Origin of the sequence: Metallosphaera yellowstonensis MK1, from assembly GCF_000243315.1 — an archaeon.
GTDB classification, from domain to species: domain Archaea; phylum Thermoproteota; class Thermoprotei_A; order Sulfolobales; family Sulfolobaceae; genus Metallosphaera; species Metallosphaera yellowstonensis.
The window spans coordinates 251,134-263,790 of the sequence record NZ_JH597761.1; the positions used below are offsets into that span (position 1 = coordinate 251,134).

8 protein-coding genes and 3 pseudogenes are annotated in these 12,657 nt (G+C 47.6%); 9 read left to right on the forward strand and 2 right to left on the reverse strand.

Annotated elements, in window-relative coordinates; genetic code table 11:
• Positions 1 to 9: 9 nt before the first annotated feature.
• Positions 10 to 141: pseudogene (locus tag METMK1DRAFT_RS18420) on the forward strand (nitric oxide response protein); the annotation flags it as partial.
• A 694-nt stretch (positions 142 to 835) separates the two neighbouring features.
• Positions 836 to 1,144 (forward strand): type II toxin-antitoxin system RelE family toxin, encoded by a 309-nt coding sequence (locus tag METMK1DRAFT_RS02000; protein ID WP_009070281.1) that lies wholly within the window; start codon positions 836 to 838, stop codon positions 1,142 to 1,144.
• Positions 1,145 to 1,517: 373 nt separating this feature from the next.
• Here METMK1DRAFT_RS02000 and METMK1DRAFT_RS18425 read toward each other — a convergent pair.
• Positions 1,518 to 2,264 (reverse strand): annotated as a pseudogene (locus tag METMK1DRAFT_RS18425) (IS630 family transposase); the annotation flags it as partial.
• A 185-nt stretch (positions 2,265 to 2,449) separates the two neighbouring features.
• Between METMK1DRAFT_RS18425 and METMK1DRAFT_RS02015 the strand changes: the two are divergent.
• Together METMK1DRAFT_RS02015 and METMK1DRAFT_RS02020 are read left to right on the forward strand one after the other, a co-directional pair.
• Complete coding sequence (locus tag METMK1DRAFT_RS02015; RefSeq protein ID WP_009070294.1) at positions 2,450 to 2,794, forward strand: DUF488 domain-containing protein; 345 nt, start codon at positions 2,450 to 2,452, stop codon at positions 2,792 to 2,794.
• 17 nt (positions 2,795 to 2,811) lie between these two features.
• A complete protein-coding gene (locus METMK1DRAFT_RS02020; RefSeq protein WP_048087343.1) occupies positions 2,812 to 3,423 on the forward strand; it encodes a helix-turn-helix domain-containing protein in 612 nt (203 codons plus the stop codon).
• A 146-nt stretch (positions 3,424 to 3,569) separates the two neighbouring features.
• On the opposite strand, the pseudogene METMK1DRAFT_RS16020 reads toward METMK1DRAFT_RS02020, so the two are convergent.
• Positions 3,570 to 4,541: pseudogene (locus tag METMK1DRAFT_RS16020) on the reverse strand (transposase).
• A 196-nt stretch (positions 4,542 to 4,737) separates the two neighbouring features.
• Between METMK1DRAFT_RS16020 and METMK1DRAFT_RS02035 the strand changes: the two are divergent.
• The 5 genes from METMK1DRAFT_RS02035 to narJ are packed head-to-tail and all read left to right on the forward strand — an operon-like array spanning position 4,738 to position 12,358.
• On the forward strand, positions 4,738 to 6,024 hold the full coding sequence (locus METMK1DRAFT_RS02035) for an MFS transporter (RefSeq protein WP_245544524.1): 1,287 nt from the start codon (positions 4,738 to 4,740) through the stop codon (positions 6,022 to 6,024).
• Between the two features lie 7 nt (positions 6,025 to 6,031).
• Positions 6,032 to 6,742: a respiratory nitrate reductase subunit gamma gene (gene narI / locus METMK1DRAFT_RS02040; RefSeq protein ID WP_009070302.1), complete on the forward strand. Its 711-nt coding sequence runs from the start codon at positions 6,032 to 6,034 to the stop codon at positions 6,740 to 6,742.
• Positions 6,735 to 10,298: a nitrate reductase subunit alpha gene (locus METMK1DRAFT_RS02045; RefSeq protein ID WP_009070304.1), complete on the forward strand. Its 3,564-nt coding sequence runs from the start codon at positions 6,735 to 6,737 to the stop codon at positions 10,296 to 10,298. The genes narI and METMK1DRAFT_RS02045 overlap by 8 nt, the downstream gene beginning before the upstream one ends.
• Complete coding sequence (narH, locus tag METMK1DRAFT_RS02050; protein WP_009070305.1) at positions 10,295 to 11,836, forward strand: nitrate reductase subunit beta; 1,542 nt, start codon at positions 10,295 to 10,297, stop codon at positions 11,834 to 11,836. The genes METMK1DRAFT_RS02045 and narH overlap by 4 nt, the downstream gene beginning before the upstream one ends.
• A 24-nt stretch (positions 11,837 to 11,860) precedes the next feature.
• Positions 11,861 to 12,358, forward strand: coding sequence for a nitrate reductase molybdenum cofactor assembly chaperone (gene narJ, locus METMK1DRAFT_RS15440; protein ID WP_009070307.1), 498 nt, complete (start codon positions 11,861 to 11,863; stop codon positions 12,356 to 12,358).
• Positions 12,359 to 12,657: the final 299 nt, after the last annotated feature.

The window sequence follows — 12,657 nt, forward strand, 5'->3', positions numbered from 1 at the left end:
AAGAAACGTGTGAGATTACCACTTTTATTGATGATTACGGGAATATTACTGCTTTTACTTGGAGGAGTACCTGCAGTATTTGAGTTCATGAGCATGCAAGGGTTCTTCGTAGACCCCACGGAGTCATTATTCCCGGCTCACTGAGTTTAAATGATACAACTTTAAGGAAATTTTAACCAAATTTCAAATGAACGAAATTGTTGTCCACACTCTGAACATGTGCCTGCTTTGTGGATTAGTTGAATTTTCTTAGATCTTAAGCTAGGAGAAGTAAAATAAATTCTAAATCTTATGTTGAGTTAAAATTTAGCTATACGTTCCTATTGAGAAAAACTGAAGAATTCCACAAAGCAACATGTGCCAAAATTGTTATAAGTTATTGTTTTTGCCATTTAAATTTACTAGTATTCATTATTTATAAAATCCCATATTCTGCTTTAAATCATCATTTAATTAATCTCATTTTGAACAACAATTTCATTCGTTTTATCGGAAATATAAATGAATATAAAATAAAATCTTTAATGAAGGTCTCCTAAAATGACTATTAGTTTCTCATAAATATCATCGCTAATAATTTTACGCTCTTTTACCGTGTATGCATAACTTACTATATACTATATATTTTCTAAATTTTCTATTGAAAGATATTTCTATCAGTTTTATCTTATATTTTACGAGCAGGCATTCACACACTATTTTCCTTCTATGCTTGTAGAAGGCGTATCTGAATAGCTGTTCGAATAAATTACGTCTCTTATGACTACTATTGAGATAATAAAGGAATAGGGAAAGAAACAGAAAAGTTTTAAATGAGTTTTATTTCTGTATTATTGTGGTTTGTAAAGAATGGAAAATAAGGTTTAAGATGAGGAAAGCTGTAACTTTCGAAGAATTTGTAGACTATATATCTAACGAATTTTCTAACATAAAAATTTTGAATAACATAAGGGAGAAGCTTAAATTGCTCAGAAATGACCCTTTCAAATACTCTAGGGAGAAGTTAGGTAAGGATAAATACGGTAATCCAATGTTCTCTATAAAAGTTACGGGAGATATAAGAATACTTTATAGCGTTGATCCAAAAAATTGTGTAGTTTTCATTTGGGAGGTTGGGTCTCATAAGAAGGTTTACGGGCGTTAGCTTTCTCCTTAACTTTCTTTATTACTTCATCAAATAATTTATCTATATCCTCATCATTCTCTAACTCAAGGAATCTTTCTCCATCTTCATCTTCAACAATTCTCATATATATATAAACTACTCACAGGTGTTATTAAAGGAATGTGTTATAGTCTTTTTCATAATAGTTGCAACAGGCTTTTAACTTCTCTCAATACAAAATATAGAAAAACATTGAGAAAAGCTTGTATTATTGTGAAATAAAACTTGATAAAACTTGTTAACAGATAATAAATCAAATATGAGAAAAATTTTCCCATACTTATACCTTCCTCAAGATCCCCAAGCACGTCACGAAACTTATTAATCCAATACCTAGTATAATTACCCTTAGAAACCAAATAATAGAACTCATCCTCAATTCTAGAGCATAACACGAGTAATAATAAGTATTAACCCAACGCTTCAAATCCTTCCAAACCAACTCAATTGGGTTTAAATCCGGAGAATAGGGAGGCAAGAAAAGCAAAGTAATGTTAAGCCTAGAAGCAGTAGCGAAAACGTAAGAAGACTTGTGAAACTTAGCATTATCAAGAATCAACACGACATTACCAGAATTCCTAACCCTAAGCAAGTAAAGAAAATTAACGAAAACCCTAGAATCAACATTGGAATAAATTAGCATAAAACAAGGCTTACCATCAAACAAGGGAATACAAGCTAGAATATTAACCTTAACACTTGGATAATCAACCCTAACAACATACAAACCCAACCTCCTAACCCTAGACGGATCATGACTAATACCAGACTCGTCCATGAAAAACACTTTTACGCCCTTCTTAATAACGCCCTTCAACCTCTCCCTAAGTATATTGTCGGCATCTATTGGTCTCTTCTTGTCGATCTTGTAGGGTTTTATGAAGGGAATTTTCAGTCTTTTTCTCGCTATTCTCCAAGCTGTTACGTAGCTTATTTTTACGTTGAACTTCTCCTCTATGTAGGCCTTTGCTTCCCATATGGTTTTTCCTTGTATTTCTTCTACCTTTATTTCCCTCTCGTTTACCTTCTTTTTTCTTCCTTTTCTTTCCTTGTGGAATAGGCATTTTTCTCCCTCTCTCTGGAATTCGTTAATCCATCGAATGCCCTATTTGTCACGAAAAAGGAAAAGATTAGAACCCATGTTAACGCATATGGGCTTGCAACACCTAATTAACAACCCAATAAGGACTGAGATTGCACAGTAAGATGGGTAATGTACTTTAAAATTATTGCACCTAATCTATTAGTCTCCCTATTTTTATTTTAGAGAGGATAAGTACTCATATGATAAAAGTTAAGAGAGTTTACGATCCTTTAGAAAAGGATGATGGGATTAGGATTTTAGTAGACAGATTATGGCCTAGAGGTGTTAAGAAGGATCAAGTAGACGTTTGGCTTAAGGATATAGCACCTAGTGATGAACTAAGGAAATGGTATAATCACGATCCTAACAAATGGGAGGAGTTTAAGAGGAAGTACTTTGAGGAACTCAGTAGAAATCCTAAGGTTGAAATACTCTTACAGTTAATTAAAAAGGGGAATAATGTAACCTTACTTTATGCCTCAAAATCTCCGTATAATAATGCGTTGGCATTAAAAGAGTATTTAGAGAAGGTATTAAAGGTTTGAACACTATTTTATAGATCATGTATAGATCTACCTTTGAAGTAACATTACTAATAGAGGATCACCCTTGTGAAGTAATGAAAATAATATCATTAACGGGACTTAAAGCAAGTGTGGAAAACGTTAAGTTAGGAGAACAAACTACGGACCATATAGTTAGCTTCGAAAAGGAGATAGAGAAGAGTGAAGTTCTAAAATTAAAGTCAAATAGCGTTAAAGTGTTAAAACTCAGTGAAACTAAAGTATGGGTGAGAACTAATGGATGTGCGGTATGCAGGATACTTTATACTTCTGATGTAGTTGCAGAGAAAATTAAAGTACTAAAAGAGAGGACTTTACTTTATACTCTACTTGTACCTAATAGCTCATCGTTTAATGAATTTTTAACCAAATTATCGAAAGAAGGAGTGAAAGTAACAGTTTTAAACGTCTCAGAGATATCTAGCGCGGAACTTACTGAGAGGCAGATGGAAATACTACAATTAGCCTATAAGTTAGGTTATTTTAATGATGATAGGGGTATTACATTATCTCAGCTAGCAGATAAATTGGGAATAAGTACGCCAACTCTGGAAGAGATATTAAGGAGAGCTCTCAGAAAAGTTGTTAAGTATTATTTGGATAAGCATTAATATAATTGAAATTATAATATTAACTTAAAAAATTAAATTCATATAATACTATACGTATTAAAAATCCTTTTTAATATAACGGGCGATTCAGGGCTCCTTTGCCAATTGTAATATCTCTGTTGATTTGGACTTATTCAATTGAGAAATTACTGAATATATTTGATCATTTCACGAAGAAATAAGGGATCCTGTAATATTATTACAATGATGAGATAACAGGTCGAGAGGTTGTAGTTGATTGCTAAGGCCCAGGCGATCCGGTCCTCCAGGGGGAGTGGCACTTGCCGAACTCTCCGGGAGGGAGTTGAAGGGCTGGTCGGGTCGTTGGACCTGAGGAGGGGCCAGAGCTCCCTGGGGGCAAGGAGGTAGGAGAGGAGGGGAGAGACCCGGGTGGGGACGGCGAGGGAGAGGAGGAGGTCCAGCGCGTCCCTCACCCTCCTGCTTCGTTTGAGGTGGACCGGGCAGGTCTGCCTCGCGACCTGGATCCCGGAGCGGGAGATGGCCTCGTCCAGGGCCTTCACCCCGTCAGCTACGACGAGAGTGAGGTTGTACCTCCATAGCCTCACCGGGAGGTCCCAGTAGCTCACGACGTCCTCTCCCCAGGTCAGGACCACAGCACTGCCCTCACACCGTCCTCCGTGAGTCCCAACGCGATCGGGAGCACCCCCTTCCTTCCTCCCCTCAACTTCACGTACTTCCCGTCCACGACCACGTACTTGAAGTCCCCCCTCACCTCCAGCTCCTGGGTCCAGAGCTTGGCGTTCAACTTCCCTCCCAACACGGAGTAGAGCAGGAGGAGGGCCCTGAGCACCAGCCTCTCCTCCCTGAGCAACTCCTCCACTCCAGTCCTCACCCTCTCCCCTGTACAGCACGGGCAACCTCACCGTGACCCACTCCAGCCCGTACACGACCCCCAGGAGGGAGACCCTGAACCCCCTCAGGAACCTGTACCTGGCGTAACCCCTCCTCCTCACCTCCTTCCCCCTGACGTACCTGGGGGAGGTCCTCCTCTCCTCCAGGGCCCTCCTCTCGATCTCAGCCGTTTCATTTAATAGCGCGTCCTCCTCAACTACCTCGGGGACGAGCGTGGTCATCACGTGATTGGATGAGCATCTCATGGTATGACCTAGCGCTCGTCCCCTTTTTAGTGTTACTGATGAAGGATCAATTAAGTCACTTTCATTCTATAGAAACAAACAGAAATCGCAAAGGAGCCCTGAATTGTCCCTAATGGATTAGGTTCAATATTTTTAAATAAAGTAAACTAACTACTCTTGATGTGCGATGAGTAAGGATATGCGTAAAGAGGGGAAGTTGGTCAAGTCATCTGACATTCTGGGTAATCCCGGCAGAGGCTTAATGGCCGGCACCATAGCCTTCTTTGCCGGCTATGCTGCTGTAGCACTCTTCGGCATCACCGTGCACAGCATCGCGCCTCTGCTTCATCTGACGATAGTTGAGATCGGTTGGCTGGTCGCGATACCCCTGCTTACGGGCTCGCTACTCAGGATACCATTCGGGGCACTCGTGGACGCCGTCGGAGGGAGGAGGACAATCATGATTCAGTTGCTGGCCGCGTTGATCGGCATGGCCGGACTAATACTCACATTGCATTTAATATATTTAAATTCATTGACGGCATCGGTCGGTTACGCGTTGCTAATGCTATCCGGTGCGGTGGCTGGCATCGGAATCTCCACATTTGCCTCCGGCATAGCTTACGTATCGTACTGGTTCCCACAGCGCAGGCAGGGTTACGCGCTGGGAACTTTTGCCGGCGTCGGTAACGCGGCGCCCGGAATATTTACCGCGATATTGCCATTCGCCCTTGTCAGCATAGGCTTGATCGGGTCTTACATAGCATGGGCAATATTCTTGGCCATAATGATACTGGTATTCTTTCTCATCGGCCACGACGCCTACTACTTCCAGCTGGTGCGCAGGGGCCTCTTAAGGAGCGACGCCATCGACAAGGCCAAGGCTCTCGGGGAGGAGTTGGTGCCCTCCGGATCAACTGCGAGGAGCCTGGCGATAGCCGCCAGGGCGTGGAGGACATGGCCGCTGACGATCATGTATTTAACTTCATTCGGCGGTTTTGAGGCGCTGACCGAATGGCTGCCGACGTACTGGACCAAATACCTCGGCATATCACTGGTCCTGGCGGGCATATTGACCGGGATCGTTTACTCGCTCCTCACAGCGCTCATAAGGGTCCCAGGTGGATGGTGGAGCGACAGATGGAGTGGAGAGATGGTGGCCATAGTATCGTATTTAATACTGATCCTCGGAAGCGTGTTGTTCATGACAAGCCATTCGCTGATCGCCGGCATCATATCCGAAGTCGTGATGGCGATGGGCATGGGCATCGCGAACGCCGCGGTCTTCAAGATGGTGCCTAAGTATGTGCCGGAGGCCGTCGGCGGCGCCACTGGCTGGGTCGGCGGGCTGGGTGCTGTAGGTGGGCTGTTGATACCGCCGATCATGGCCTACATAGCGGCCGTGATGGGAAAGCCCGGCTACGCTTATGGCTTCATCATATTTGTAATTCTTGGTATATTATCGATGATCCTGGCGTTGATTCTGCGGAGCACATCGAGGTAGATAGCACATGATGATGGACGCGTTGGGCGACGTGCTATGGGCTTTCCTTCCGTACATCACCATCGCGGTATTCATTCTCGGCCATGTATACAAGTACGCCACGGATCAGTACGGCTGGTCGTCGAAGTCCAGCGAGATTCTGGATAGAAGGTGGCTCGGCGTCGGTAGCCAGCTGTTCCATTGGGGTCTATTGATAGTTTTCCTAGGTCACATAATCGGGCTCCTGGTACCGCCGAGCATCACGCTTGCAATGGGCATAACGGATGAGGAGTACCACCGGATCGCCATAATCCTCGGTGGTGCTTCAGGTCTCGCCGCGTACGTTGGCGTGTGGATACTCCTCTTGAGGAGGTCATTGATCAACAGGGTCAGGGCTACTAGCGACGCCTCCGATTTCCTCGTGCTGGCCCTCTTGGTGGTAGTCATGAGCCTCGGTTTGTATAACACACTTTATTACGATATATTCATACATCCGTTCGACTACAGGACAACTATAGGCGCGTGGGTCATGTCCGTGCTCACGCTGCACGCCAACCCGAACTATATGACCAACGTGCCAATATCCTTTCAGCTGCACATAGTCTCCACATACGCGCTGTTCCTCGTGTGGCCATTCACGAGGCTCGTGCACATGTGGAGCTACCCGATATTCTACCTAAAAAGAGCCTGGATACTGTATAGAGGGCAGGAAACCTCCGAGGTGGTGGCTAATGCCTAAGGCAAACTTCCTCAAGGAGGTTTTCAGACACTTCTTGCCCAGCGAGAGGTTCAACGGGAACTGGAGCGAAGTCGATAATGCCGACAGGTCCTGGGAGGAGCTGTACAGGCACCGGTGGCAATACGATAAGATGGTTAGGACGACCCACGGCGTCAACTGCACGGGCTCCTGCAGCTGGAGGGTCTACGTCAAGGATGGCATCATAGTCTGGGAACACCAGGCCGTAGATTACCCGACCAACGGGCCCGGGATGCCGGAGTATGAACCAAGGGGCTGCCCGAGGGGCGCCAGCTTTTCCTGGTACATTTACAGCCCGTTGCGCATAAAGCATCCCTACGTGAGGACCGAGCTGCTGAGACTATGGAGGGACGCGTTGGGCAGGACCGGCGATCCAGTGGAGGCATGGGCGAGGATTGTTGAGGATGCTGAGTCGAGTGCCGGCTACAAGTCCAAGAGGGGCATGGGCGGCTTCGTCAGGATCTCCTGGGATGAGGTGCTACAGATGATCTCCGCGGCGCTCACGTACACAATCAAAAAATACGGGCCAGATAGAATATTCGGCTTCACCCCGATACCGGCAATGCCAATGGTCAGTTTCTCAGCCGGCTCCAGATTCCTCGAGCTGTTAGGCGGCGTCATGCTGAGCTTCTACGACTGGTACGCCGACCTGCCAACGGCGTCGCCGCAAGTCTGGGGCGAGCAGACAGACGTCCACGAGAGCGCCGATTGGTACAACTCTATGTACACGATCGTCTGGGGCAGTAACGTGGCAATGACTAGGACGCCAGATGCGCATTTCTTGGCGGAGGCCAGGTATAGGGGGTCCAAGCTGGTCGTCATCACGAGCGATTACACAGATGTAACTAAATTCGCAGATCTATGGGTATCCCCAAGGCCTGGGACTGATGCAGCGCTGGCCCTGTCCATGCTCCACGTGATCCTCAAGGAGTTCTATGCTGAAAGACGAGTTGATTATTTCGTGAATTATGTCAAGAAACACACGGATTTACCGTTCCTCGTGAAGCTCGAAAAACGGGGCGACGTTTACGTCCCCAGCAGATTCCTGAGGGCCTCGGATCTGGGGCTTGACGTACCTAATGCCGGGTGGAAGACGACGGTGCTGGACATGAACTCCGGCGCGATTTCCGTGCCCAACGGCAGCATCGGCTTTAGATGGAGCGGAGAGAGGAGATGGAATCTGAAGCTCGAGGACTCAGTGACCGGTAAGGCCGTGGATCCCGCGCTGACGCTACTAGGCGCCCACGACGGCGTCGCAATGGTCGAGTTCTATACATTCGACGGCAACGGCACCCGGCGCATGATCAGGGGCGTTCCAGTCAAGACCATAAACACCCGGTCCGGTCCATCCGTGGTCGCCACGGTCTTCGATCTGCTCATGGCACACATGGGTGTCAGCAGAGGACTGCCTGGTGATTATCCGTCGTCATACGATGATCCCCGCCCCTTCACACCCGCTTGGCAGGAGGGTATAACGGGCGTGGACAAGCACGTCGTCATCCGGATAGCCAGGGAATTCGCCATGAACGCAGAGTCCACGCACGGTAGGTCCATGGTGATAATAGGCGCGGGCGTCAACCACTGGTACAATTCGGACTTGTTGTACAGGGCCATAATAACCATGCTGATGCTCTTGGGCACCGTAGGCGTCAACGGCGGCGGCCTTGGCCATTATGTCGGCCAGGAGAAGATAAGGCCACTCGATTCGTGGTCGCAAATAGCGTTTGCGCAAGACTGGGTCAGGCCACCGAGGCTCCAGAACGGCACTTCTTGGGTCTACGTGCACTCCGATCAGTACAGATATGAGGATGTGGGAATGTCGAGGATGGGGGTCAACGTAAGTCACGAGCACCCCGTGGATTACAACGTCATTGCGGTGAAGAAGGGCTGGCTGCCATTTTATCCCCAGTTTAATGCAAATCCGATATCGCTATATAGGGATGGAACCACGAAGGTCGACGTCGCGAGACAAGTCGAAGAGAAGTTGGCCACCGGGGACCTCAAACTTTCCATTGAGGATCCGGACAGTCCTGAAAATTTCCCGAGGATACTCCTCATGTGGAGGGCAAACTTCCTGGCCTCCAGCGGTAAAGGCCACGAGTACATTCTTAAGCATCTACTGGGCACGGACAACTCCGTGCTCGCTAATGAGGGAATCTTGAAACCTCGCGAACTGACGCAGCGCGATAAGGTGCCGATCGGCAAGCTGGACCTTGTAGTCACCATCGACTTCAGGATGAGCACTTCCGCACTGTACTCCGATATCGTGCTGCCCGCTGCCACGTGGTATGAGAAGTACGACTTGAGTACCACCGATCTGCACCCATTCATCCACCCGTTCAACCCGGCCATAGCACCACCTTGGGAGGCCAAGACGGACTGGGACATATTCAAGGAGCTTGCGAGGGTTTTCTCGTCGATGGCATGTAAGCATCTCGGCAAGGTCAGAGACGTCCTGCTCACGCCGCAGTTGCACGATACACCCGGTGAGCTGAGCGGCGAATCCCCAAAGCCCAAAGTGACGGTGGTGGAGAGGGACTATTGTGAGGTCTACCATATGATGACGACGCTCGGGCCCCTGATTAAGGACTCGATTGGGACCAAGGGCATCAACTGGCGCGGCGAGGACGAGTACCTCGAGTTGGCCAAGCTGAATGGCGCGGATGAGCACAGCCATCCACTGATCACCAGTGATAAACAAGTCGCGGAGGCGATACTTCATTTGTCCAGCACGACCAATGGCAATGCCTCGTACAAGGCCTATGAGGCGCTCGAGAGGATCACCGGATTGAAGTTGACGCAATTGGCCGACGGTCAGAGGGATATCGTAATCCACTTCGATGATCTAACGGCGCAGCCGAGGAGGGTTCTAAGGAGCCCCATCTGGAGCGGTCTGGAATCGGAGGGCAAGCCATACACGCCGTTCGCCCTGAATGTGGAGTACCTGGTGCCGTGGAGAACGCTGACAGGTAGGCAACAAGTCTACATCGATCATGAATGGTTCAGGGAGTTCGGCGAGCACTTGCCCACGTACAAGCCGCCCGTCGTCAAATCGCCCTTCGCCCAGGGCGAGGACATACCTGTCAGCGGCAAGTACTTGGTAGCCAGGTACTTGACGCCCCACGGCAAGTGGCAGATCCACTCCACCTACATGGATAACCAGATAATGCTCACGCTTTTCAGGGGCGGCCCCGTAGTGTGGATCAATTACGAGGACGCGCGGGAGATCGGCATCAAGGACAACGACTGGGTAGAGGTGATAAACAGGAACGGTGTAGTTGTGGCCAGGGCGGTAGTGAGCATCAGGGTGCCCAGAGGGACGGTGATCATGTACCATGCCCAAGAGAGGACGGTGTACGTCGGTAATTCAGAGTTGACGGGCAAGGTAGGCGGTACCCACAACAGTGTTACCAGGGTCATGGTGAAACCCTTGCATATGGTGGGCGGTTACGCGCAGCTGAGCTGGTCCTCCAACTATTATGGGCCGATCGGCACTCAGAGGGACACTCTGGTTATTGTCAGGAGGCGGTCGAAATGAAGGTGCTTGCGAACGTATCCATGGTCATAAACTTGGATAAGTGCGTTGGATGTAACGCATGTAGCATAACTTGCAAGAACACATGGACCAACAGACCCGGAGTCGAGTATGCGTGGTTCAACAACGTGGAGACGAGGCCCGGGATCGGCTATCCCAAGAAATGGGAGGACCAAGTCAAATACAAGGGTGGTTGGGTACTCGATCACGGGAAACTAAAGCTGAGGATCGACGGCAAGATATCGAGGTTGTTCAGGATATTTTACAATCCATACCTTCCAGAACTCGATGATTACTATGAACCTTGGACCTATGACTATGCTAAGCTGATCGAGGACGAATCGGGGAAGCAACCCGTCGCGGAGCCCAAGTCACTCTTGGATGGCAGACGTATCGACTTAAACTGGGGTCCGAACTGGAATGACGACCTAGCGGGCTCCCCGGAAGTGGCCTCAATGGATCCCAACTTGGAGAAGGAGATAAAGCTCGAGTTCGAGAGGACTTTCATGTTCTACTTGCCGAGAATCTGCAACCACTGCCTTAATCCGTCATGCGTGGCGGCGTGCCCATCTGGTGCAATCTACAAGAGGATGGAGGACGGCATTGTGCTGATTGATCAAGAGAGATGTCGTGGATGGAGATTTTGCGTGAGCGCGTGTCCATACAAGAAGATATACTTCAACTGGAGAACGTACAAGTCTGAGAAATGCACCTTCTGTTATCCGAGGATTGAAAACGGTCTGCCGACCGTGTGCTCTGAGACTTGCGTAGGCAGGATCAGGTACATAGGCATTCTCTTGTACGACGCGGATTCCGTGTTGAGGGCCGCCTCTGTTCCCGACCAGAAGCGTTTGGTCGAGAGCCAGCTCTCCATCATAATGGATCCGAATGATCCGGAAGTCATCAAGTCCGCCAAGGAGAATAGCATCGCCGATGACTGGCTGGACGCCGCCAAGAAGTCGCCGGTCTATAAGTTCCTCGTGAAATGGAAGATAGCGTTCCCGCTGCATCCCGAGTATAGGACGTTGCCGATGGTCTTCTACATACCGCCGCTGAGCCCCGTGCTCAAGCTGTTCAACGGTGTGGATGAGGGCAATTTGAGCCCCGAGGATGTATTCCCAAAGATAGACAACTTGAGGATACCCATCAAGTATCTAGCGAACATGTTCACGGCGGGCAATGAGGAACTGATCAGAGACGCCTTGAAGAGGTTGATGGCCATCAGGATCTACATGAGGAGCCTGGAGTTGGGAAGCCCGAACAAGGATGCGCTAAAGGAGGTCGGGTTAACTGAAAACGATGCCCTCGAGATGTACAAATTATTGTCGATTGCCAAGTATGAAGATAGATTCGTGATACCCAAATCACACAAGGAAAACGCGATGAACGCGTATGTGGAACGGGGAATGTGTGGTTACGATGAGTTCAAGGATGCAGTCCCCGAGTTGAAACGATTTAGTAAGATGTCTCTCAGGATCAAAGATAAAAACACGAAGAACTACCAGCTCCAGCAAAAAGAAGGGGTAGAATTCAAGGATTAAGTGGCGATGAGCTAGGCGATGTGAATGGATCGCTGGGAGGCACTTGAACTGTTAGCAAAGTTGCTGGATTATCCTGGGAATCAAATGGGTGGTATGGAGAATATGACTGGGGAGATCGGAGAATTCTTGGATAATATTATTAGGATGGATCCATATGAATTGCAAGAATTATACGTGAACACGTTCGAAATATCCGAAAAAGTGAGCCTTTATGTGACGCACATAATATATGGAGATGATAATGATAAGAGGAGTGAATTGATGCTGAAATTAATTGACATTTACCGCAAGTATGGATTTAAATTTGATAGGCATGAATTGCCGGATTATTTGCCCACCATGCTGACCTTTATTTCGACACGTCACAATTCTATCCCCATTGCTACGCTGCGGGAACTGTCGTCGCTGATATATAACGCATTCATAAATATAAAAGATAGAATACCGGACGATAATCCATATAAGCTCTTGATCAACGCGCTAGTGAAATTGATGGATGATATCATTAAACAATTAAAATGATATTAATCATGGCTATATTATAACATCACACAATTAAACTTTGTAGAGTAGTAGTAGCGGATAGGAGCCCAGGTTCGAGGCCGTCGACTGCCCTGACGGCGGGGAGGAACCCCTCCTCCAGCTCGATGGACCCAAAATCGTTCTACAAATATAAATTCAATACTAAAACTCATATTTTTTCTTAATAAGTAAAAGAGTTTTTTTATCATACTCATAATAGAGGGCATTAAGGATAATGTATTAAATAATCGATATGAATGAAACGGATTCTATCATACATACATATATCTCATCATTAT